Here is a 22100-nt window from a genome sequence, read left to right as displayed (position 1 = left end):
TGGGTAAGTCGTTGCTGCCAAGATCAAGATAGTGGGGCGTCGTGCAACGGAATCCGGAAATAATTGGAAGATGGTGCTGCTGGAGAGAATTGAACTCTCGACCTCTCCCTTACCAAGGGAGTGCTCTACCTCTGAGCTACAGCAGCGCTGTGGGCGGGTGATTAGACTCAAACGAAACGGGGCGCAAGGGTCTCTGGACGGTTTTTTTCGCCTCCTGTAGAGAAAGATCATGGCAGAGAAAAAATCACCCAAAAAACACGGACAATCCGGATCCGCGCGCGAAGATCGGCTCAAGGCTGCCCTCAAGGCAAACCTGGCGCGGCGCAAGGCGCAGGCCAAGGCGCGCAGCGCACAGGATGACCGGCCGGGACAACACAAGGACTAAGAGCAGATGGATTCGATTCTGGTAACGGGCAATGGGCCGCTTCACGGCCAAATTCCGATCGCGGGGGCCAAAAATGCCTGTCTGACGCTGATGCCGGCCACGTTGCTCAGCGAAGATCCGCTGACGCTGACCAACGCGCCGCGTCTGAGCGACATAAAGACCATGACCGCGCTGCTGCAGTCGCTGGGGGCCGAGGTGTCGGCCCTGCAGGACGGCCAGGTTCTGGCGATGTCCAGCCATGACCTGACCAGCCACACCGCCGATTACGAGATCGTGCGCAAGATGCGTGCCTCGAACCTCGTTCTGGGGCCGCTCTTGGCGCGTTTCGGGCAGGCCGTGGTGTCGCTGCCGGGCGGCTGTGCGATCGGGGCGCGGCCGATGGACCTGCATGTCGAGGGGCTGGAAGCACTGGGTGCCGAAATCGAGTTGAAGGACGGCTACCTGCACGCCAAGGCGCCAGGTGGATTGAAGGGGGCGGTGCATGAAATGCGCTTTGCCTCGGTGGGTGCCACCGAGAACATCGTCATGGCCGCGACTCTGGCCAAGGGCACCACGGTTCTGAAAAACGCCGCACGCGAGCCCGAGATCGTGGACCTGGTTCAATGCCTGCGCAGCATGGGCGCGCAGATTGAGGGCGAGGGCACCTCGACGATCGAGATCCAGGGTGTCGACCGCCTGCACGGGGCTACGCACCAGGTGGTCACCGACCGGATCGAACTGGGCACCTACATGCTGGCCCCCGCCATATGCGGCGGTGAGGTCGAACTGCTGGGCGGCCGCTTGTCACTGGTCGAATCCTTCGTCGAGAAGCTGACGGCCGCCGGGGTGGACGTCGCCGAGACGAAACAGGGCCTGAAAGTCTCTCGCAAGAATGGCCGGGTGCGCGCCGTGGACGTGGTGACCGAGCCATTCCCCGGCTTTCCCACTGACCTGCAGGCGCAGATGATGGCGCTGATGTGCACGGCCGAGGGAACCTCGGTGTTGGAGGAGCGGATTTTCGAGAACCGCTTCATGCACGCCCCCGAACTGGTGCGCATGGGCGCGCAGATCGAGGTGCATGGCGGCACCGCGACGGTGACCGGGGTCGAGCGCCTGAAAGGCGCGCCGGTGATGGCCACCGATCTGCGGGCCTCGGTCTCGCTGATCCTGGCCGGGTTGGCGGCCGAGGGCGAAACAACCGTCAGCCGGGTCTATCATCTGGACCGCGGATATGAGCATGTGGTCCGCAAGCTGGAAGGCGTGGGCGCGAAAATCGAACGGATCAAGGGCTGATGGCAGACGCAACATTCGAAGATGGGCGCGAGGCGCCGCTGAACCTTGGCGCATTGGATGTCGAGGACCTCAAGGTGATCGCAACGCTGACGCAGGATGCGGTTTTTCCGGTCAGCGAAATGACCTGGCAACCAGCCCGCCGCCGCTTTGCCTTGCTGCTCAACCGGTTCCGGTGGGAGGACAAGGAGGCGGCCGAGCGCCGTGGTCGGGAATTCGAGCGGGTGCAGTCGCTGCTGGTATTCGACTCGGTCCTGTCGGTGTCCAGCCAAGGGGTTGATCGATCCGACAAGGACCTGATCCTGTCGGTTCTTGATATCGAGTTCCAACCTTCGGATGACGGCACGGGCGAGGTGCTGCTTGTTCTGGCCGGGGATGGCGCGATCCGACTGACGGTGGAAGCGGTTGAGGCAACGCTCAAAGATGTGACCCGCCCCTACCGTGCGCCTTCGGGCAAGGCCCCTCGACACCCGGACTGATATGCAGAACAAGCGTGGTATTTCGCAGGCGCTGTCTCCGGGGCAGGCCGGCGTGTCGCTGCGCCGGGCCACCGTGTTCGACGTGTTCGGGTTGAGCCGGGTTCTGGTCCGCTCCATCACCCGGCTGTGTGAAGCTGACCACGGAAATCAACCAGACAAGATCGCAGCGTGGACTGCCAACAAGGACCCGCAGTCCGTTCGCAACTGGATCGCGTCGGGCGCTCAGATCTGGCTGGCCGAGCGGAGCGGGCATGTGGTCGCCGTCGGCGGGCTGCGCGCACCGGCCGAGATTTCGCTGCTTTATGTCGATCCGGGCCACGCGGGGCAGCGGGTCGGTGCGGCGTTGCTGTCCCGGCTCGAGGCCGAACTGGCCCTGTCCGGGGCCACGACTGTTCATTTGATGTCAACCAAGACCGCGCTGGGCTTCTATCGCCGGAACGGTTGGGTCACGGCGGGGCAGCCCGCGGAGTGGAACGGCATTCCCCAATTCCCCCTGCGCAAATCGTTGCACCCCTCGGGCTGAGGGTTGAGGCCCGCCCCGGCGGGCGATAAGACCCGTTCAAACGCCCCGGAGTACGCAAATGCCCGTTTTCCTCGACACGACATCCGCCGATTTCGAAACCGGTTTCCAAGCTCTTCTGTCCGCCAAACGCGAAGACAGCCCCGATGTCGACGCCGTCGTGGCGCAGATCATCGCCGATGTGCGGTCGCGTGGCGATGCCGCGGTGATCGAGCTTACGGCGAAATTCGACCGGTTGCAGCTGACGCCGGACACGCTGGCCTTTAGCGCCGACGAGGTGACGCAGGCCATCGCAACCGTCAGCGACGATGACCGGACGGCGTTGGAACTGGCCGCCGCGCGCATCCGCGCCTATCACGAACGGCAGATGCCGCAGGATCAGGAATGGACCGACGAGTCGGGCGCCACGCTGGGCTGGCGCTGGTCGGCGGTTTCTGCCGCGGGGCTTTACGTTCCCGGCGGGCTGGCCTCCTACCCGTCCTCGGTGTTGATGAATGCCATTCCGGCCAAGGTGGCCGGGGTCGAACGGCTGGCCATCGTGGTGCCCACACCCCACGGACAGGTCAACCCGCTGGTCCTGCTAGCCGCGCGTCTGTCGGGGGTCGACGAAATCTATCGCATTGGCGGCGCGCAGGCGATTGCCGCTCTGGCCTATGGCACCGACACGATCGCGCCGGTGGACAAGATCACCGGACCGGGCAACGCCTTTGTCGCGGCGGCCAAACGGCGGGTGTTCGGCAAGGTGGGCATCGACATGATCGCCGGCCCCTCCGAAATTCTGGTGATCGCGGACAAGGACAACGACCCCGACTGGATCGCGCTGGATCTGCTCAGCCAAGCCGAGCACGACGAAAGCGCCCAGTCGATCCTGATCACCGACGACGCCGGTTTCGGCCGCGCGGTGGCCGAGGCGGTGGAAAAACGGCTGGAGACGCTCGAACGACGCGCGATCGCCGGGGCGAGCTGGCGCGACTATGGTGCGGTTATAACCGTGCGCGACCTGGACGAAGCCGCCGCGCTGTCGAACCGCATCGCACCCGAACACCTTGAACTGTGCGTGGCCGATCCGGTGGCGCTCAGCCAAAAGACGATCCATGCCGGCGCCATTTTCCTGGGCCAGTACACGCCCGAGGCCATCGGCGACTATGTCGGTGGCCCGAACCACGTGCTGCCCACCGCACGCTCGGCCCGGTTTTCGTCGGGGCTCAGCGTGATGGATTTCCTCAAACGCACCACGCTCAGCCACATGACGCCCGAGGCCCTGCGCGCCATCGGCCCGGCGGCCGAGCAATTGGCCCGGTCGGAAAGCCTGGAGGCGCACGGGCTATCCGTGGGCGCGCGGCTCAAGCGGCTGAACGGTTGACCTTGGCATCATGGCGGCGGGGTCACATCCGGCTTGCGACTGCCGCGGCGCGTGCAAAACCACTTGCGGTGGTCGTCTGACCCGTGCGTTTTAACCGGTGACGTCTTAGGACAAACCCGGAGCCGAATTTGGAACGTGTCGCAACCCTCTGGATCGGAGAGCGCTTCAGCTTTCTGGAGCATCTGTGCCTGAAATCCTTTGCGGACTTGGACCAAAAGCCGATCGTCTACCACTATGGCGATCTGCAGGACATTCCGGGCTATGTTGAGGCCCGCGATGCGCGAGAGGTATTCGACGCGTCCGAAATCTATCGCGATCCGATCACGCGGTCGGTCGCAGTACATGCGGACCTGTTCCGCTTGAAACTGCTGCAGCAGACCGATCAGATATGGGTGGATGCGGATGCCTATGCCCTGCGGCCGTTTCAAACTGAACAAGGGTACCTGTTTCCGCTCGGAAACCGGAAGACCCGGCGCATGATGAATGGAGTGCTGGCCTTTCCCAGCGACAGCCCCGCCTTGGCCGAAATGTGCGACTTTGCATTTAACAGTGATCTGGTTCCACCCTGGTGGCCCGAAGAGCAGCAGCGCGCCTATCTTAAAATCTACGGCAGATCGACCTATTGGAGCCTGCCACTGTTCAGTCTGGGCCCGCCGATGTTGTATCATTTCGTCTACAAAGGGACGGAACGGCAAATGGCCGTCGAGCGCACCGAAGTCTACGCCATACCGCCGCGACATCGTGCGCTTTGGAACGACCCTGACCTTTCAAAGCTGGATTTCTTGAACTGGCGTGACAAAACCTCGATCCATTTCTACGGCTCGTGGTTTCGCAGGATCTTCAAAGATCGCGATATCAATCCCGGTTCGCTTGTTGACACCTTGCTGCGAAAGCACGGGATCGACCCCAACGAGCACCCCATCTGACCTTGCGTCCAGCCCGTTTCCCGCGTTGTCCCGCGGGCATAGGTGCGCTAGGTCTGGCCTGACCTGAACGGAAGTCGATGACAATGACCCGCATTTCGCATATCGAACTGGACGATCGAAACCTGCCGCCGCCCACGCCCGAGATCGAGCAGGAGCGCAAGGTTGCGATCTATGACCTGCTCGAGGAAAACTCGTTTGCCCTGCCCAACCGCGACGACCGGCTGGTGCCCGACGGCCCCTATCACGTGCAGCTGTCGATCCGCGACAAGCGGCTGGTGTTCGACGTCACCACCGAAGACAGCCAGAAAGCGGCCGAGTTCCACCTGTCGCTGGGTCCGTTCCGGCAGGTGGTCAAGGACTACTTCCAGATCTGCGAAAGCTATTTCGATGCGGTCAAGACCCTGCCGCCCAGCCAGATCGAAACCATCGATATGGCCCGGCGCGGCATCCACAATGAAGGCAGCCGAGTCCTGCAGGAACGGTTGGAGGGCAAGGCCGAGATCGACACCGATACCGCCCGCCGCCTGTTCACGCTGATCTGCGTGCTGCATTTCGGAGGCTGACGGGTGAAGCCTCTGCCGCATTCGGTCCTGTTCTGCTGCGACCACAACGCGGTGCGCTCGCCCATGGCCGAAGGCATCATGAAGAAATTCTACGGCACGGGCACATATGTGCAGTCGGCCGGGGTGCACAACGACCTGGAAATCGACGGGTTCAGCATCGCCGTCTGCCAGGAGATCGACGTGGAGCTGTCGCGCCACCGGTCGCGGTCGTTCGACGAGATGCAGGAATGGGGAGATGACCTGGGGTCATTCGACCTGATTGTGGCCCTGTCGCCTGCCAGCCAGCGCAAGGCGCTGGAGCTGACGCGGGTTTTTCACCTCGATGTCGATTATTGGCCAATAATGGACCCTACCGGGCTGGGCGAGACGCGCGAGGAAAAGCTACACCACTACCGTCAGACCCGCGATCAGATCATCAAACACCTGAAGGATCGCTGGGGGAAACCTACGGAGATCGCATGACCAAGACCGTCCAAGCCTATTTCGATGCCTTCAACGCCGGGGATGTGGCCGGCATGCTGGCCTGCCTGTCCGACGACGTGGCCCATCACGTGAACGAAGGCCAGATCCGCGTCGGCAAAGAGAAATTCGCCGAATTCTGCGCGCATATGAACTGCTGCTATCGCGAGACCTTGACCGACATGGTGATCTTCGAGGCCGAGGGCGGCACCCGCGCCGCCGCCGAATACATAGTCAACGGCACCTATTTGGAAACCGATGCCGGCCTGCCTGCGGCCTCGGGTCAGACCTACCGTTTGCCGGCCGGGTCGTTCTTTGACCTCAAGGACGGCAAGATCACCCGCGTGACCACCTATTACAACCTGGCCGACTGGGTGAAACAGGTGTCGGGTGGCTGAGGTCACCGCCGTCCGCGCCCTGACCGGTGCTGCCCTGGTCGCCGCACTGGACGACGTGGCGCGCCTGCGCATCGCGGTGTTCCGTGACTGGCCCTATCTCTATGACGGCGATCTGGATTACGAGCGCGGATACCTGCAATCCTATCGCGACAGCGACCGGGCGATCGTGGTCGGCGCCTTTGACGGAGAGCGGCTGGTAGGGGCCGCGACCGGCGCGCCGCTGGCCGACCATGCCGAGGATTTCGCAGCCGCTTTCGACGGCACCCAGCTGGAGTTGTCGCAGATCTTCTACTGTGCCGAATCCGTGCTGCTGCCCGACTATCGGGGGCAGGGCGTTGGACATGCGTTCTTTGACCTGCGCGAAGACCATGCACGTGCCTTGGGCTTTGCCAAATGCGCCTTCTGCGGGGTGCAGCGTCCGGCGGACCACCCGATGCGGCCAGCCGGCTACCGGCCGCTCGACCCCTTCTGGCGCGCGCGGGGCTATGCGCCCTTGCCCGGCGTAATCGCCCAGTTCTCGTGGAAGGATCTGGGTGAGGACTCGGAAACCCTCAAACCGTTGCAGTTCTGGATCAGGGATTTGTGAACCCGCCCTATCGCGTTGTTTGTGCCCGCGGGCGCGCGAACCGATAGCCGTTCGTCTAGCCGCGAAAATCTTCGAGGATCCGTCGATAGAACGCTCCTCGTGCTCCAGCGCCCACGGGTCCTGCGACACATTCCCGATCCAGGTTCAATTCTCCCACGGGCACGATTTGCCGCGCGATTTCGGGCGGTGTCGTTTCATCAGACGTTCCCATCTTCCAATCGTGAAATGCGGAGGAGTATCGAACGACCGCGCCGCTCGCCGGCAAGTCAAGCAACCCACCCTCGGCAAAGAACGTCAATCCGTCTCCCATTTCTTCGCCGATGAGTTTGAGCCTGTCACCCAAGCGATGCTTGAGGATGGCGACAAACACGATCGCGGCGGAAAACGTGAATTTATCGACAAGCACGACGGCCCGCTGACTTGCGCTTTGCGCGATTGCGTCGATCAAAGGCATCGTCAGAAGAAAATCACCGCCGGTGTTTCCGCGAACGTCAATCAAAAGCGTTTTGTCAGAGCAAGTGCGCACGCGATCCGCTGCCTCGGATATGGCTTTGCGCAGCGCATCTTTGCCCGGGTCAAAGAAGCTCAGCAGTTGTATTGAAAGTCCATATGCCTGCCAATCCTCAATCTCCACAAGGCTCTCGGGCTCCCATGCTGGATCGGCTTTGCCGTGCTCGTTTCTCGGGTAGAGCATCGACGCAGGAACGGTGTTTCCATTTGCTACTTTCAGGTTGGTTGTCTGCCCGTTCTCGTCCTGTACATGATACTCGGTCATACCGTCGTTGGACGAAAATCCCAGCCGTTCCAACGCCTGCGGCCAAGCCAGAATAATCGGACCGATGACCCGCTTCCTTTGGCGCGTTCCCGCCAGAAATTTGTCCGCCGCGGCCTCGATTTCGCCTACAGCAGCGCCATTGACTGCCAGCAGCGCGCCTTGTGGAGCGATCACCCCCGATGCCGACCCAAGGACTTGGACGGAACGCCCCACGCTCACGAACCGCAGAGGCAACACCGAGATTGCATCATTCGGGATCAGCCTTGTGTGCCCGTTGCTGGGAAGTGCCAGAAGGCGCATCGCGGACAGCAGAAATGCCTCGACCGAGCTCTCAAGTGCGTATCGCCGAATGTCACTGACACAGCTGTCTATCGCCGCCCTTTCGATCCGCTGAAAGCTGGGATCGTTTGGCAGGACAGTCTCCAGAATGAGCTCCAGGTCATCGATCAACGACATGGGTCACACTGCGCATGGCCGATCGGCAATGTCCAGATTGGGTGTGGGCCCGGCGCTTTACCGGCCCGGACCCTTGCTTTGAAAGGCTAAGCATCGAACCAAAATTTTCTGTTGCAGCGCACAGCCCGATTGGCCTGTACACCGGGCAACAACGGCTATTTACTTCTTCGCAAGATCAGCATTGGAACCCGCACCATGAAAATCGCCACCGCCGCCTACAATCTCGACTGGCTCGACAGCTGGGCGCAGTACGAAGACAAGCTGGACGCTTGGGTTTCGCAGGCCGCGGGGCAGGGGGCTGAACTGTTGGTGTTTCCCGAGTACGGCGCGATGGAGCTTTCGACGTTGGCCGGGGCCGAGGTCGCGGAGGATCTAGAGAATTCCATTCGGGCGGTGTCCGAACGGATGGATCAGGCGCGGGCCGTGCACCGCCGACTGGCCAGCGAATACAACGTCTATATTCTGGGCGCATCCGCCCCGGTTCAGGCCGGCTCAGGCCGCCCGGTGAACCGGGCCGAATTCTACGTCCCTTCGGGCGCGCAGGATCATCAGGATAAGCAGATCATGACCCGGTTCGAGCGCGAAGACTGGGACATCGCGCCGGGCGGCCCGTTGAAGATCTTCGAGACGGCGCTGGGCCGGATCGGCGTTCTGATCTGCTATGACAGCGAGTTTCCCCTGCTGGGCCGCGCCCTGTCAGAGGCCGACGTGATCCTTGTGCCTTCGTGCACCGAGGCCCTGTCGGGCTATTGGCGGGTGCGCATCGGAGCGATGGCGCGTGCGTTGGAGAATCAATGCGTTGCGGTCATGGCGTCGCTGGTGGGCAACAACGATTGGTCTCAGTCCGTAGACACCAACACTGGGACCGGAGGCGTTTTCGGCCCGCCGGACAAGGGCTTTCCACAAACCGGCGTGTTGGCAGAAGGCGTGCTCAACCAGCCAGGCTGGACCTACGCAGACGTCGATCCGTCGGTGATCGCCGAGGTTCGGGCGGATGGCCATGTCCTGAACCGATCCCACTGGACCGAGCAGACGCCCCGAGTCGAATCGGTCACAATGTCGCGCCTTTAAGTGATTCCACCCTTGAAATAAGGCCGAAATAGGCTCATTTAAGCGCCACCTGCGGATTCTGCAGGGCAACGCAAAGATGGAGACAACATGGCCAAGGAAGATACGCTCGAATTTCCCGGTGTCGTGAAGGAACTCCTGCCTAATGCGACGTTTCGGGTCGAGCTGGAAAACGGCCATGAGATCATCGCACATACGGCAGGCAAGATGCGCAAAAACCGCATCCGTGTTCTGGCCGGCGACAAGGTTCAGGTCGAGATGACCCCCTATGATCTGACCAAGGGTCGGATCAACTACCGCTTCAAGTAACGCCTGCCGCAATGGCGTTCATTCTAGGATCGGGCAGCCCCAGGCGGCTGGACCTGCTGGCTCAGCTTGGCGTGCAGCCCGACGCCATTTCAGCCCCCGACATCGACGAAGACCCCCAAATGGGCGAGCTTCCGCTGCCGTATTGCGCGCGCATTGCCCGTGAAAAGGTGCATGCCGTGACTGCGGCGCCCGATGATATCGTCCTGTGCGCCGACACGACGGTTGCGCTGGGTCGACGCATATTGGGCAAGCCCGAGGATGCGGGACAGGCAGCCGAATTTCTGCACGCCCTGTCGGGCCGTCGCCACCGTGTGATCACCTCGGTCGCGGTGCGTCGCGGCGATCGGGTGTTGCAGCGTGACGTCGTTAGCCAGGTCAAGGTCAAGCGTCTTTCGGACGTGGAAATCAACGCCTATCTCGCCACCGGCGATTGGCAGGGCAAAGCCGGTGCCTATGCCATCCAAGGGCCCGCGGGCGCCTTCATTCCGTGGATCTCGGGCTCGTTCACCGGTATCGTCGGGCTGCCTTTGTCCGAAACCGCAGGACTGTTGCAAGGCATCGGTTACCCCCTGTATCGCGAGGCACTATGAAAGGTCGAACGATCATTCTGGATCACATTCAAGGCCGCGAAGCCGCAGCCCTGATGGTGGATGGCAAACTGGATGATTTCCTGATCGCCGCCGATGCGCCTGCCCCTGGTACGATCTACCGTGCCCGGGCCGAGCGGGCGATCAAAGGGCAGGGCGGGATGTTCCTGACAACGCCGGATGGTCCGGCTTTCCTTCGGCAGGTCAAGGGACTGGCGCCGGGTGAGATGCTGTTGGTGCAGGTCACGGGCTATGCCGAACCGGGCAAAGCCCTGCCGGTGACGAACCGCATCCTGTTCAAAAGCCGCTATGCCATCGTCACGCCGGACGCGCCCGGGCTGAACATCTCCCGCTCGATCCGCGATGATGAGGAGCGCGACCGGCTGCTGGTGATCGCGCATGAGCAGATGGACGGCAGCCCCTTCGGTCTGATCCTGCGCTCCGGTTGCCAGGGCGCGGATGCCGATGAGATCGCCGAAGACATCGCCGCCATGCGAGCGCTGGCCGAGCAGGTCGTGAACGACACCGGAAACGCGCTGGAAACGCTGTCCGAGGGCGACGGACCGCATGTCCTCGCCTGGCGCGAATGGGTGGAGCCGGCCGAGGTCTCGACCCAGGCGGGCGGTTTCGCGGACCATGGCGTGCTCGAGGCGCTGGACGCCGCAAGTGGCGCATCCCATCCTTTGGCGGGTGGGGCGCATATGTATGTCGAACTAACCCGGGCTTTGGTGGCCGTGGATGTGAATACCGGTTCGGATGGCTCGCTGGCTGCGGGGACAAAGGCCAATTTCGCCTGCGCCAAGGAACTGCCGCGCGCCCTGCGCGTGCGCGGGCTGGGCGGGCAGATCACGCTGGACCTTGCGCCAATGCCCAAAAAGGACCGGCGCGGGTTCGAATCCGCACTCCGCGCTGCCTTCAGGGCTGACAGCGAAGAAACGATCCTTGCCGGCTGGACGCCGCTGGGGCATTTCGAATTGCAGCGAAAACGCGGCCGCATCCCTTTGTCGGAGGTCCTGAAATGAGCTGTCCGATCTGCGGAGAAGATACGGTCAAACAGTTTCGTCCGTTTTGCTCGAAACGCTGCGCCGATATCGATCTGGCCAAGTGGCTGAACGGCTCCTATTCGGTTCCGTCGCAGCGCGAGGATGACCTGGACGATGAGATTCAGGATGCTGTCGAAATCAAGGATCGCCCGCACTGAAAAAATCTGAAAAAGCCTCTGGACACCACGTTTGGCAAGTCATAGAAGGCCTGCACCCAACGGCAAACGCCGTTCCCGTGCCCGGGTAGCTCAGGGGTAGAGCAGTGGATTGAAAATCCTCGTGTCGGTGGTTCGATTCCGCCCCCGGGCACCACTTAACAAGTTGAAAACAAAATGTTTTTAGGTGCCTTGGTGGTTGCCACACCCCTCGAATTCTTCGCTCGTACCATTCCAGTACCATTTATGATCAGATTCAGAAGAGTTTCGCGCCGGTTAAAGTGGATATGGTATTTTCTGAGCGGAGCCAGATTTTTCCAGACTTAGGAGAACTGCTCTATCGCAGCGACTTTGACTGTTTGTGCAATTCACAAGCGTAAGGCTCTTTGATGTGCTTCCCACCGCGACGGTAGGGTCGTTTCAGGCGGGCAACTTCCGTAAACTTACACCGTGACTTTGATCTACCCGTGTTCTGTCACCGGACTTGTGGATAAACGGAACCGAAAGAGCCAACAACTATGACCACTATCGGATCTTAAGTACGGCTCAAAGAGATGTGACCCACTCCTCGATCCGGGCGAGTTTCATTTGTGCGATTGTCCGTCGTTTCCAGGTCAATGAACGACAGGTGCGCGTTTGGCTCAGGGAGCCAACAACAACCATGTGAATTGAGGCTTAGATTTGAGTTCAGGGGGTGCCACTCAAGTGTGTTTCTCCAACTGTCGAGAACCAGAACTCGATTGTGTTGCGAAAGTGCAACATTGCCGGTGGCGGGTCTCTTTTTGATCCAAAGAACCATTTTCTAAGTCGGGTATCATCAACTGAGAAAAGTGATGCCTGAGGCATCACCTCGTAGCCCCGATGGGCGAGAATTGGGAAAATATTCTATATTTTTCCTGTGTATTCCATAAGGAATACAATTATTTCCAATTTGGTGGGAAAATATTCTGATTTTCTTTAGGCCTTCATGAGTTTGGCTTTGCGCCAGATGTCGCTAACTAGGTATGGTTATTTCGAGCCAACTAAAACGAGAATGCGACGGCTGCCTTTGAAACAGAAATGGGTTTAGTCGTAAGGAGGAATACGAATGGAGGCTAGATGGTAGAACTATCAGGCAATACTCCCGAACAACTCAGGAGAGATGACAGCGTTCCAGCTAACAGCTTCGACTGTTTAAAGTCATTAGGTTCAGGCACTTTTGGGTCTGGAAAGACAGCCTGGCTTGAGCGATTGTCCTTGAACGAAGTGGCTAACCTCACCCGTAGTGGCGCCAAATTCCAAGCTACCATACAGAACGTTGCGATTGCTTTCGACCTTCCCAAGAGCCTTGTGGCAATTGAAGTAGAATAAACGTGGGCAAACACGACTGCACTGCTTTGAGAAGCGTCAAGTTCATAGCGAAATCCGGCGCGTCTAACCGAAGTAAGTATCTGTAAATAAACCGCAACCCAACGTGATCAAACAAGAATGCGCGACGAACTTCTGTTTATCGCACGGCCCCGCTCTGTCTTCAAAGCTGGGTGGGCAAGAAGAAACAGGCATCGAAACAGAAAGGAATAGTATGCCCTACTTACCATATGACATGTGTAAAATCATCGACGGAAAGCGTTATGATACTGAAAAAGCTGATCAAATAGGCTATCACAGTGAGGGGTACGACGGTGATTTTCACTCCTATGAGGAAGCTCTTTTTCGGACGCCGAGATCCAAACGGTTTTTTGTCGCGGGTCGGGGCGGGCCTTCCAGCAAATACGCAGAGTCTTTGGGGCGGGGACAGGGGTATTGCGGGGGAAGTGGCATTAATCCTTTGACTGATGACGAGGCGTTTGAATGGGCTCAGAGATATCTCGAAACCTACGAGATCGAAGAGCACTTTGGCGATCAGATCGAAGACGCATAGGTTGAAAACCATGCGACTTGATCAGATACTTCCGCTCTTTTGGAGCGCAAGTAAGGAGTGCGGATCAATGATGTTGCCTTGTTGCGTCTGGTGCGGGGTGGGAAGACCACCCCGCACCAACTCTGCTCAGGCGCCGCAACGAAGTGCTGTCCTTGGATTTCATTATCGATGAACGAAATGTGTTCATCGTAGAATTCCATTCCACAGATCTGTAGCTGCTAAATTGTCCCTTGGTTAAGGCAATGACTTCTTACATTCTGTTTAGAACGGAAAGGAAATACTCCAGTGTCATTCACCAAGAGGCAACACAGGAGCCACTAGGCTTGAAGGTTGACCAGACCAGGAAACCGTTAACTCCCGCTTGGCTCGCGTCGCGGCCACGTGCAGCAGTGAACGATACTGATCAAGGATGTCACTACGGTCAGCGTCATCCACAGCTGTCTCTAAAGCCGCTCGAGGCGGGAAAGCTGTCTCTGACAGGAATGGAATTGCGACAGCAAAGTACTCAAGGCCTTTTGCTCGATGCATTGTTGCGATGCGTATCCCTTTTTTTTCGCGATTGTCTGCCCCACCGGATTTTAGTTCTACTGCGCAAAACCCCACTGTTCTCAGGGCGTCTTCGACTCGAGCTATATCTTTTCTGCGACAACACAGTATCCCAATTTCTTCAGGAGCAGTTCCACTGGCGATCTGTTTTTCGACCCATTGCGCCAAACCTTGGAGTTCTTCTATTTCAGACGCATAGGAAGCTAAGTGCGGATCAGGACCTTTCAGGAGGCTCACATATCCTTGCAACGTATCCATACCATCATCCAGGTCGTCGACATTGATCCCTTCAAGAACCGATACAGCCCACGCTCGGATCTCGTGGGTTGTACGGTAGTTGAGCCGCAGTCTTCTAGAGCGCCCACGCACATTGATACCGCAAGAAGCCATACTTGCTCGGCGCGCATAAATTCTTTGATGAGCATCCCCGACTATGAAGAGAGAATTTTTGTCACCATCTGGTTTCTCCGGAACAATTGCCCGGATCAACTTAAACGCTTGCTCCCCCATATCCTGCGCCTCGTCCACAACGACAGCCGCGTAAGGTAAGTTGGGCGCTTCTGAAATAAGCAATTCGGTGGCTTCGCGATACGCGTCGTCAGGCTCTGCCAGCCCGGCACTGATCATGCGCGCCCGATAATCGGAAAACACACCCCATAGCGCGGTTCGCTTTCGGCGGTCCAATGGAGTACCTCGGCCCGCTCTCGAAACTTTCAGATAGCTTCGTTTATCGACTAGCCCTTTAGCCTGAATGATCTGAGCCCATTCAGCTTTGATGAACTCCTCTGAAAGACCTTCAGGCAGCTCATGATCATCAAATACCTCGCTCCAGATTTCGTCGAGTTGATCTCGTGCTTCTCCAAAATAAGCAACCTGGCGACCGAAATCTTTCCGCCGCAAGAATTGGGACACCCATCGGTCCAAGTTGACAACTTCGATTCTGGCTGGATTTGCATCAAGATGCTCGGGGCAGAGAGTTCGCAAGTTGGAGATTATGTCTTGCACCAAGCTGGTAGTAAATGTCGTGAATAAAACCTTTTGACCCGCACGGTTTGGATCGTCCTTAATTTGATCTGCGATGTGTTTCGCCCGGTGCATTGCGACAACTGTTTTACCTGTACCTGCGCCGCCGCGGACCATGGCGGGCCCATTGTAGTCGCGATATGCCCATTTGCGTTGCTCAGGATGAAGAAAGACGCGCCATCCTTCGAGGCCTTCTTCAAAAACGCGACGAAGTTCGGCCTCGTCCTCTGGGATGAAGATAGTTTGTCGGCTTTCGTTCGTCTCAATGAGGTCTTCAAATGAAGGTTCGATATCACTCGTTGCTTCAGCATTTGTGGAGCCAGTAGAAACCCCGGTCATGGCGTAGACTTCTTCTTCAGAATACCCGGCTGCAAGCGCGTAAAGCACCTGATAGCTCAAAACATCAAAATGCTCTTCATTGTCTTCGAGCTGGTCGAGTGTGCCTATCTTCCGAATAGCTGGCATCTCTTCGTCCGAGACTCCAAGCGCCTTCAATTTTTTGTCGGCATAACTGTCGAACAAACCCGAGTGTATCGTAGGTTTCTTAGTGGAAACTTCGGCGTCAATCTCTTGAATGATCCGTACACGATTAGTGCCGGGATCGAGTACCACGCGGCGCCCGGAAGCCCACCGGTAGGCTTTGTCATGCTCGTTGACATGTACAAACATGATGTCTCGACCCAACTCGAATGCTATTGCCCGATACCCTTGATCCACCCGCAATGACTTAATGGAGTTGTCCTTTGACCCTTCGACTGTTTCGAGGTTCAGCCCATTGCTATCGGGCGCTGACATGTATCGCGTCATCATGTCCATAAAGCGCAACGAGACTTTGTCAGGTAGCCTACGGAGGCTCTTCATGCAGCCAATGTCGTAGGAAACCCGTTTTGCAATTGCCTGGTTCATTTACCTGCTTCCTCCAATTTTCTTATAATGTTGGTTATTGCTGATCCTATGTTTCCACCCTCAGGGTCAAAAACCAAAAGGTCCCAGCCAGTGCCCTCATGCGCTTCTTCAGTGACCGCAAACAATTTGCTGGACCAACCGATTTCCAAAGCGCCAACAACACGACCTGAAACCATCAGATCGTCACCAATTGCATCAGGGGGACGAACGCCCGCCGCGACAAGAGCATCAATCAAAGGATGGAAGACTTCGTCGCACAGCGTACGCGCTTCCAGCCACGCCTCATCCGCAGCCCCTGTCAATTCCGTACCGTCTGTCAGACTTGGCGGTAGAAGCGTATCGAGGCCTGCAACGTCGATGTGCAAACCTGGCACGGACTGTAAGAAATTCATTGCTCGCCACAGACCTCTCCACACGTTTTCCAGGGTTTGCTTAGAGGTGGTCGAGCTGGGTTTTTCAGGAAGGTCGGCTTTCAACACACAGCGCAGATCGCCAAACTCGACACCCCATTCTGGAGGCTGTCGGTCATCGCAGGACACGAATAGCTCAAGTTGCCGATGGCCGAAGTGTGAAGCAGCACTCACATCTTGTAGGAACACCCTGCTCTCATCGCTAAGGTTGGCGATATTTGGAAGATCGCTGAGTATTCGGTTTTCGGATCTCACGAAGCAGCGCAGCAGAACTGAAAAGGCACTCGGATCCGGTTCTACTTGACAGTTCAAGAAGCTGACGAGTCCCTCCAAGCTGGAATGGGACTGAAGTTTTTTGATGGGGTCTGCGTACCGATCAAAACCTGGAACTGCGAAAACCCTGCCCAGCGTCCCTACCTGGCGCGCCGAATACGTGCTTTCAGCGAAAGGGTTTACCGGCAACTCCACGGTTTCGTCGAGATCTTTCCAGCCAAGCGTCCAGACCCTAACTTCACCAGAGCGAACCATGTCAATGCGATCCAAAAGATCCTGATGAACGGTATCGGCGTGATACTCGTAGCCGTCCATTTCAATGACAACGGGTAAACGGGCGGCATCTGTCACTGATGTCATCAGGAAGTCGACGCGCTTTTTAGGAACCCCCTTAAAACGGGTCTCCAATTGAACCTGAGGCTCAATTGTCCAAAGTTTGGACTGGCCCGCAGTGCCTGCTCGCAGAATGTATCCGCGACGTCCCCCGTCCAAAACTTGAGGTTTCAGAGCGGCGTCGCCGTAGATCCTTATAAGAGCATTGAGGAAGCGAGCCTCCAACTTGCTATCCACCAATGCCCCCATGATGGATTCGTCAATGTTTCGTGCTGTTTGGGTCAGGCTATCCCATTTTCTAAGAGTAGCCTCCATCATTGCACGGGCACGGTCCCTGCTTGGCTCCCCCGGCCCAAATTGACTGCGATAGGGTTTCACACAGCGGAAACATCCATCTTTTTCCGGCACAGCATGATTACAGTCGCAGTCTCTCAAAGCCTCGATTGCGTTTGATACAATCGACTTCATCGTATCAGGGTGCTCAGCTATTTGACGAAGATAACCTGAACCACCGGGCACCGCGTCATAAAGATACAAGCTGCGAACGGAAACCTGGCTATCAAGCCGCGCTTCATAGACAGTCGACCGGATGTGATCCACCTTGCCCGCAAAATGGCGTCGCATGCCGAGATTAATGGCTGCAACAAAGCTCTTTAGATCGTTGTGATCGGCATCCCCAGCCACCGGAATGATGATCCGCATCGCTTCGGTTTCGAAGCTTCTCATCAAGAAAACTTCGGTTTCCCAATCTGAGCGCCCTATGCCGTCTCGCAATGCCTGGCAGCTGGGAGGATGCACACCTTGGTCATCGTCATCGCGAGGTGGTTTTTGTATCGTCCCGCAGTGCTTGCAAATCCGAAACGGAAGGGATTCACGCTTTGATCCGGCAATAGTTGGGCCGACTGGCGCAGAAGATTTCGATCCATAATTGAAATCTCTGAATGTGCAATCCGGTATGAATTCGAACCCAAATGGCGCTCCTGCATCCTTGTCCGTGAACCAGGAGGATAAAATATCCGCCTCGGCATGGAAGGGTGTCAGTTCTCGGTCAAAAAGTTGTTGATCTCGCTGGTCCCCGTCTCGGATAGCGGCTTTTTCCTCACTGCTCGCGGCGATAACGGATTTCAATTTTACGACATTGTGGTCAGACCCACTGTCAATCCACATATTGTCCCCGCATTTGGGGCAGTTTCCGGAAGTGCTTCCGGCCTCCAGGCGCGGCGCAACATATGAACAGGATTGGCAGAACGTCCAAACTGACAGATCCTCCGTGCCGATCTCGATACGCTCAATTTGGACTTGTCGGCCGTTGGCGTAAAAATACTGACCGGGCGCGAACTCAGACAGAGCCGAACTTGCTGGCCGTGAGTATTCGAATTGATGGGGTTCATCGGGTCGTCCAGACTTCTTGTCCTGGCGAAACAATATCGAGGTGAGCTTCACACCCTCTTCAGGGAAGGCGTAGTTCGGTAAAACACCTTTGTCTGTGAGGTATTTGATCACCTGAACATCATCGATACCTTGGCGGATCATTGCGTTGATTTCTTTTCGATCCCGCTCAATATCGCTTTTGCGCTGCTCAAACTCCTCCCTGGTGAGCTCCGCTTCACGCTTCTTCAGGCTTGCAAGTTCTTTGGTTGCCTCTTCTCGTTTTTCAACCAAGCGGGCGCGGTCCTCTTCTGCACCATCAAAAACAGACATGATACGCCACGGGAGAGATCGGTCATCTGTTTCTGTCAGGAACTGCTTTATCCGGTCGCACAAATCAGCCCTCGATTGCACGTCTTCCGGCAGCCGCGCGATAAACTGCTCGGCAAGATCTCCGCCACTGGATTTGACCGTTTCGAGCCAATCAATAGGAAACCCAGTTGTCGCCCCGCTTTTGCGGGCTTTGAGGACGTCTCGCACTTTGCCATAATCGTTACTGACACCGACTGTTAGGACATAGGCGTCAAGCGTGAAGGCGGTCACCTGCCTGAGAAGAACCTCTTCGGCCGCAAGAAATACACCTGGTGGACTAACCTGACCGGCCAGCATGGGCGAAGGGTCTTCCCAAAACTGAATGTCATGCGGCCTTGCATTTGCGAGAACAAGGTTTAGGGCGTTGCCGTCCCGTCGCCCACTGCGCCCCATGCGTTGCACATAGTTGGCTTCCTCGGGCGGCACGGAGCCAAGCAGCAAAGTGGAGAGATCGCCAATATCGATCCCCATTTCGAGGGTCGGCGTCGCGGAAATCAGATTTGGCGCCCAAGCGGTTTCTTCATTAATGTAGCCGGTCTCGACCAAGTGCCTCTGGTCTGCATCCAGGAGGCCAGTATGTTCGCGGGCAACAACACGGTGATTTCGTTCGGAATGCAACGAGCGCTTCAATGCGGGGCGGTCTGCTAGTTCTGCCTCATAGAGGTGCCCCTTGCAGCCAATTTTGGGGCAGTTTGAACCGACGAGAAGTTCCTGATTTTCCACCAGACTCAATTCCCGGCGACCGCAAGTATCACAGCTCAGAGATGTCCCCTTGAGAGAAACTATGATTTTCTTGGGGTCGATAAGCCAAACATGTCTGGAGCCGTCTGCCCCGTCGATCTTCTTGACAAGACCATCTGAGCGCAGTCGTTCAAAAGCCAGCTTGTAGACTTCTTCGGGATCTGTGCCAATGCGGAGATCTGCCTCCGACAAGCAGCGAAACAGCCAATCCCGATACCAATTCGTGATGTGTTTGCGGGTGACTTTTTCGACACCACTTAGCGATCTGCTCAGCGTAACAGGGATAGGTGCCGCGCCTCGAGCGGCATTTGGTCTAGGAAGAGTGCCTGTACGCCCGAGGCCAAGTTTGCTGCTTGCCCCAAACCAGTTCATCCCAAAGGAACCGCTAGACGCTTCAGCTGCGAGTTCCACATACGGGTGGGCAACAGATCCCTGGCGGCGCATACGCTGCAAGAGGCCCATCAGAAAACGCATTACATCTTCTGACGGGACATCCGGGGCGCCGCTAAACGCATTTTTCAGCTGCTGCGCGAGCTTATCGGCACTGTCTCGAAGATGTTCTGCCGGCACATCCGCTGCTGCTGCGCCGTTGAGTTCAAGTGTGTGATTGAAGTGGGACCTGTAACTCAGATCAACAAAATACTCCCACCCCAATCGCATAGCCATATGATCCAGAAACACAGGATCAGTGATGGATACACCGTGTTCCGAGAGATCAATATACGGGTGGCGCCAGGTCTGTTCCTTAGGAATGAACATGGCCGTGAACTTGTCGCCGCCGAGATCTGCCAAATGCTCCTGCGGAACTGTCTGGATCACGTCTTCCAGGGACCGTTTGCCGTCAGTTGTTTTGGACAAAGCCTCAAACAAGGATTTTTGGCAGACAGAAAGCGTATTTCGGGTTTCTGCAACTGACGCGCGATGGGCCGCATCCTGGACAGAGTCCGAGAACACCAAGAAGCGCGGTTTGGCCTCTGCGTCCTCTTCATTCTGTTCAGAGGAGTACATGGTTCCTGTAATGCCGGTCGTGAGCCGCGCTGCCCGCATGCCAAACAGGAGCAAGCCACGAGATTGGCCACAGGCAGGACATGTCGCATCAATTCGCCCGCTGTCATCTGATGGATCATACATCCATACAGGCGAGGCTGGCCCAACCTCCAGATCATCATGGTTTGAGGGGCTGAACTCCGTACTTTCAGAATCCAGCAGTCCCGGCACAATCCGGTTGCCACTTGATGTCGCAGGAAGATTGCGGTCCAGGTCCTCATGATAAAAGAGCCGCAATCGGCCACCATCATTATAAGAAAAGAACTCTTCATAGAGTTGCTCAAGAGGCGCCCAACACGACGTGGAGTTTGCATTTTGACGCCCCAGATGCGCGCTCGTTCCACACCTGTTGCAATTCACCAGGGGCAGCGTCCCGCGCAAAGCTTGCGTATCAAGGTCAATGGCATGGATCAGGTCAATTGGAGATTTCTTCAACCCTACTTGCAACCTCGGCAGGGACGCGACCATCCGCGCCATTTCACGAATCCAGACTTGGAGACGAACATTGAATAGGGGTCGCCCGCCTTCAGATCTTGCCCATGCCACCAAGGCAACAATCATCTCTGCCAAAGCATGGTGATCGTCTTCGGACCAGCCTCTCAGAGCTTTGACTGATGACAACCCCTTGGCCACATCTTCCAGCAATGCAGGCCCCGTGTGCTCGGCAATGATCATCAACGTACGTTGTGCGAGCTGTTGCTCCTTCAGCAGATTGCCCAGTAGTATGCGCCATTCAGGCGATGACGGGTCTCCTGCATAAAGCGTCTCCAAGTCAGGGTCGGAAGCATCTGGAAACAGGCATAGGGCCAGATGTTTCGCCGCATCCGCCTGGCTCATGTCTTCAGCAGCACCCAGAGCCGCCCGAATGTCATCCGGTTCAGGGCGATCTGTGTATTCAGGGTGATCAAAAACATCCGACGAGGACTGACGTGTTTCTGTCACGACGGCAGCGTCGTCAAACGTCTCCCCAAAAATCGTTTGGGCGTACTCGCGCAGCTCTTTTTTGGCCCCATCGCCCGAGCCCAATGTGGCGGATGAGCCAACGCAGGTCAGATGCCCGTCTGAAGTATTCAGGCGGTGTTTCAGGCGACGGATCAACAGCGCTAAGTCAGCCCCTTGCGCGCCATCGAAAGTGTGCATCTCGTCTACGACCAGAAACTTTAAAGTTTCTGGCGCGTTTTGATCCCACAGCGGTTTATCCCGCCCACGCAGCAGCAAGTAGTCCAACATTTTGTAGTTGGTCAGTAGGATATCTGGCGGGTTCTTCCGCATGGTATCGCGATGGGTGATTACACTGTCCGGCGTCACATCCATCGTAGGGTTTTTAGGTTCGGCATCGGCGTAGATGCCTGCTCTAACGCCATTCAATCCCGGTAAATCGTTGATCGCCGCCGCGATCCGCCGCGCCTGGTCACTTGCCAAAGCATTCATCGGGTAGATCAGGATAGCCTTGATCCCAGGCTCGTCCTTGTTCTGCCGGCAATGCTCCAAAATCGGCCAGAGGTAGCTTTCCGTCTTACCAGACCCAGTGCCTGTCGCCACAAGCGTCGAGCGCATCCTGTCGCCGCTCAGTCGCGCAAAGGCGTCCATCTGGTGCTGATAGGGCGGGAACCTCAGGGGCACCTCGGGAAACGGCTGATCCCACTTCCCATCCGCGGCTCCGTCAATTTGGCGGAAGGGCATGTCGACCGAAATCCACGGGCCCTTGATGAAATTACCGGGCGTCTCAAGAAAGCGATCCACGATCCCCTCAAACGACTTGCTTGAGGTGTTGAGCGTTGAATGCACCAGCTCGCGCAGGCTTTGTTGCACATGGCGGTTGAGCAGGATTGGGTTCATA

Annotated in this window: 20 protein-coding genes and 2 tRNA genes; 18 read left to right on the top strand and 4 right to left on the bottom strand. The window is 57.4% G+C overall.

Annotated elements, in window-relative coordinates:
* Positions 1–71 precede the first annotated feature (71 nt).
* Positions 72–146: transfer RNA gene (locus AC2FNZ_RS06855), tRNA-Thr, on the bottom strand.
* 83 nt (positions 147–229) lie between these two features.
* On the opposite strand from AC2FNZ_RS06855, the gene AC2FNZ_RS06850 reads away from it, so the two are divergent.
* The 10 genes from AC2FNZ_RS06850 to AC2FNZ_RS06805 all read left to right on the top strand — a co-directional run bounded on the left by AC2FNZ_RS06850 (position 230) and on the right by AC2FNZ_RS06805 (position 6948).
* On the top strand, positions 230–385 hold the full coding sequence (locus AC2FNZ_RS06850; protein WP_170337448.1) for a hypothetical protein: 156 nt from the start codon (positions 230–232) through the stop codon (positions 383–385).
* 6 nt (positions 386–391) lie between these two features.
* Positions 392–1657 carry a UDP-N-acetylglucosamine 1-carboxyvinyltransferase gene (murA, locus tag AC2FNZ_RS06845; RefSeq protein WP_170370935.1) on the top strand — a complete coding sequence of 422 codons (1266 nt, stop codon included), beginning with the start codon at positions 392–394 and terminating at the stop codon, positions 1655–1657.
* Positions 1657–2133, top strand: a complete 477-nt coding sequence (locus tag AC2FNZ_RS06840; RefSeq protein ID WP_496840000.1) for a DUF2948 family protein — start codon at positions 1657–1659, stop codon at positions 2131–2133. Before murA ends, AC2FNZ_RS06840 begins: the two co-directional genes overlap by 1 nt.
* A 1-nt stretch (position 2134) precedes the next feature.
* Complete coding sequence (locus AC2FNZ_RS06835) at positions 2135–2656, top strand: GNAT family N-acetyltransferase (protein WP_496839999.1); 522 nt, start codon at positions 2135–2137, stop codon at positions 2654–2656.
* Positions 2657–2714: 58 nt separating this feature from the next.
* A complete protein-coding gene (hisD, locus tag AC2FNZ_RS06830; RefSeq protein WP_496839998.1) occupies positions 2715–4016 on the top strand; it encodes a histidinol dehydrogenase in 1302 nt (433 codons plus the stop codon).
* Positions 4017–4144: 128 nt separating this feature from the next.
* Positions 4145–4942 (top strand): glycosyltransferase family 32 protein, encoded by a 798-nt coding sequence (locus AC2FNZ_RS06825; RefSeq protein WP_496839996.1) that lies wholly within the window; start codon positions 4145–4147, stop codon positions 4940–4942.
* A gap of 83 nt (positions 4943–5025) precedes the next feature.
* Positions 5026–5505, top strand: coding sequence for a UPF0262 family protein (locus AC2FNZ_RS06820; RefSeq protein WP_170582823.1), 480 nt, complete (start codon positions 5026–5028; stop codon positions 5503–5505).
* A gap of 3 nt (positions 5506–5508) precedes the next feature.
* The gene (locus AC2FNZ_RS06815) at positions 5509–5967 is read left to right on the top strand and encodes an arsenate-mycothiol transferase ArsC (protein WP_093962858.1); all 459 of its coding nucleotides are present in this window, start codon (positions 5509–5511) and stop codon (positions 5965–5967) included.
* Positions 5964–6362 (top strand): ketosteroid isomerase-related protein, encoded by a 399-nt coding sequence (locus tag AC2FNZ_RS06810; RefSeq protein WP_496839994.1) that lies wholly within the window; start codon positions 5964–5966, stop codon positions 6360–6362. The genes AC2FNZ_RS06815 and AC2FNZ_RS06810 overlap by 4 nt, the downstream gene beginning before the upstream one ends.
* Positions 6355–6948, top strand: a complete 594-nt coding sequence (locus tag AC2FNZ_RS06805; RefSeq protein WP_496839993.1) for a GNAT family N-acetyltransferase — start codon at positions 6355–6357, stop codon at positions 6946–6948. Before AC2FNZ_RS06810 ends, AC2FNZ_RS06805 begins: the two co-directional genes overlap by 8 nt.
* 55 nt (positions 6949–7003) lie before the next feature.
* On the opposite strand, the gene AC2FNZ_RS06800 is transcribed toward AC2FNZ_RS06805, so the two are convergent.
* Entirely contained in the window at positions 7004–8023 is a 1020-nt protein-coding gene (locus tag AC2FNZ_RS06800) for a S41 family peptidase (RefSeq protein ID WP_496839992.1), read from the bottom strand.
* A gap of 351 nt (positions 8024–8374) precedes the next feature.
* On the opposite strand from AC2FNZ_RS06800, the gene AC2FNZ_RS06795 reads away from it, so the two are divergent.
* The 8 genes from AC2FNZ_RS06795 (at position 8375) to AC2FNZ_RS06760 (ending at position 13241) form a co-directional block, all read left to right on the top strand.
* Positions 8375–9250 (top strand): carbon-nitrogen hydrolase family protein, encoded by an 876-nt coding sequence (locus AC2FNZ_RS06795; RefSeq protein WP_496839991.1) that lies wholly within the window; start codon positions 8375–8377, stop codon positions 9248–9250.
* An 87-nt stretch (positions 9251–9337) separates the two neighbouring features.
* A complete protein-coding gene (gene infA, locus AC2FNZ_RS06790; protein ID WP_005978431.1) occupies positions 9338–9556 on the top strand; it encodes a translation initiation factor IF-1 in 219 nt (72 codons plus the stop codon).
* An 11-nt stretch (positions 9557–9567) separates the two neighbouring features.
* Entirely contained in the window at positions 9568–10146 is a 579-nt protein-coding gene (locus AC2FNZ_RS06785) for a Maf family protein (protein ID WP_170373404.1), read from the top strand.
* Positions 10143–11165 carry a ribonuclease E/G gene (locus AC2FNZ_RS06780; protein WP_496839990.1) on the top strand — a complete coding sequence of 341 codons (1023 nt, stop codon included), beginning with the start codon at positions 10143–10145 and terminating at the stop codon, positions 11163–11165. Before AC2FNZ_RS06785 ends, AC2FNZ_RS06780 begins: the two co-directional genes overlap by 4 nt.
* Positions 11162–11344: a DNA gyrase inhibitor YacG gene (locus tag AC2FNZ_RS06775; protein ID WP_170368878.1), complete on the top strand. Its 183-nt coding sequence runs from the start codon at positions 11162–11164 to the stop codon at positions 11342–11344. The genes AC2FNZ_RS06780 and AC2FNZ_RS06775 overlap by 4 nt, the downstream gene beginning before the upstream one ends.
* Before the next feature lie 79 nt (positions 11345–11423).
* Positions 11424–11498 (top strand) — tRNA-Phe (locus AC2FNZ_RS06770).
* A 941-nt stretch (positions 11499–12439) separates the two neighbouring features.
* The gene (locus AC2FNZ_RS06765; RefSeq protein WP_496839989.1) at positions 12440–12691 is read left to right on the top strand and encodes a hypothetical protein; all 252 of its coding nucleotides are present in this window, start codon (positions 12440–12442) and stop codon (positions 12689–12691) included.
* A 103-nt stretch (positions 12692–12794) separates the two neighbouring features.
* On the top strand, positions 12795–13241 hold the full coding sequence (locus AC2FNZ_RS06760; RefSeq protein WP_496839987.1) for a hypothetical protein: 447 nt from the start codon (positions 12795–12797) through the stop codon (positions 13239–13241).
* 288 nt (positions 13242–13529) lie between these two features.
* Here the strand turns inward: AC2FNZ_RS06760 and AC2FNZ_RS06755 are convergent, their stop codons facing one another.
* On the bottom strand, positions 13530–15716 hold the full coding sequence (locus AC2FNZ_RS06755; RefSeq protein ID WP_496839985.1) for a UvrD-helicase domain-containing protein: 2187 nt from the start codon (positions 15714–15716) through the stop codon (positions 13530–13532).
* Complete coding sequence (locus AC2FNZ_RS06750) at positions 15713–22099, bottom strand: DEAD/DEAH box helicase (RefSeq protein WP_496839984.1); 6387 nt, start codon at positions 22097–22099, stop codon at positions 15713–15715. The genes AC2FNZ_RS06755 and AC2FNZ_RS06750 overlap by 4 nt, the downstream gene beginning before the upstream one ends.
* Position 22100: the final 1 nt, after the last annotated feature.

The sequence above is a fragment of the Ruegeria sp. SAZA006 genome (assembly GCF_059613465.1).
Note: the sequence above shows the minus strand (reverse complement) of the source record. Positions and strands in the feature narration are given on the sequence as shown.

Bases quoted from the DNA above. Each gene is read 5' to 3' on its own strand.
- AC2FNZ_RS06850 (WP_170337448.1), top strand. From the start codon at position 230: ATGGCAGAGAAAAAATCACCCAAAAAACACGGACAATCCGGATCCGCG.
- murA (WP_170370935.1), top strand. From the start codon at position 392: ATGGATTCGATTCTGGTAACGGGCAATGGGCCGCTTCACGGCCAAATT.
- AC2FNZ_RS06840 (WP_496840000.1), top strand. From the start codon at position 1,657: ATGGCAGACGCAACATTCGAAGATGGGCGCGAGGCGCCGCTGAACCTT.
- AC2FNZ_RS06835 (WP_496839999.1), top strand. From the start codon at position 2,135: ATGCAGAACAAGCGTGGTATTTCGCAGGCGCTGTCTCCGGGGCAGGCC.
- hisD (WP_496839998.1), top strand. From the start codon at position 2,715: ATGCCCGTTTTCCTCGACACGACATCCGCCGATTTCGAAACCGGTTTC.
- AC2FNZ_RS06820 (WP_170582823.1), top strand. From the start codon at position 5,026: ATGACCCGCATTTCGCATATCGAACTGGACGATCGAAACCTGCCGCCG.
- AC2FNZ_RS06810 (WP_496839994.1), top strand. From the start codon at position 5,964: ATGACCAAGACCGTCCAAGCCTATTTCGATGCCTTCAACGCCGGGGAT.
- AC2FNZ_RS06800 (WP_496839992.1), bottom strand. From the start codon at position 8,023: ATGCGCCTTCTGGCACTTCCCAGCAACGGGCACACAAGGCTGATCCCG.
- AC2FNZ_RS06795 (WP_496839991.1), top strand. From the start codon at position 8,375: ATGAAAATCGCCACCGCCGCCTACAATCTCGACTGGCTCGACAGCTGG.
- infA (WP_005978431.1), top strand. From the start codon at position 9,338: ATGGCCAAGGAAGATACGCTCGAATTTCCCGGTGTCGTGAAGGAACTC.
- AC2FNZ_RS06785 (WP_170373404.1), top strand. From the start codon at position 9,568: ATGGCGTTCATTCTAGGATCGGGCAGCCCCAGGCGGCTGGACCTGCTG.
- AC2FNZ_RS06780 (WP_496839990.1), top strand. From the start codon at position 10,143: ATGAAAGGTCGAACGATCATTCTGGATCACATTCAAGGCCGCGAAGCC.
- AC2FNZ_RS06775 (WP_170368878.1), top strand. From the start codon at position 11,162: ATGAGCTGTCCGATCTGCGGAGAAGATACGGTCAAACAGTTTCGTCCG.
- AC2FNZ_RS06765 (WP_496839989.1), top strand. From the start codon at position 12,440: ATGGTAGAACTATCAGGCAATACTCCCGAACAACTCAGGAGAGATGAC.
- AC2FNZ_RS06755 (WP_496839985.1), bottom strand. From the start codon at position 15,716: ATGAACCAGGCAATTGCAAAACGGGTTTCCTACGACATTGGCTGCATG.
- AC2FNZ_RS06750 (WP_496839984.1), bottom strand. From the start codon at position 22,099: ATGAACCCAATCCTGCTCAACCGCCATGTGCAACAAAGCCTGCGCGAG.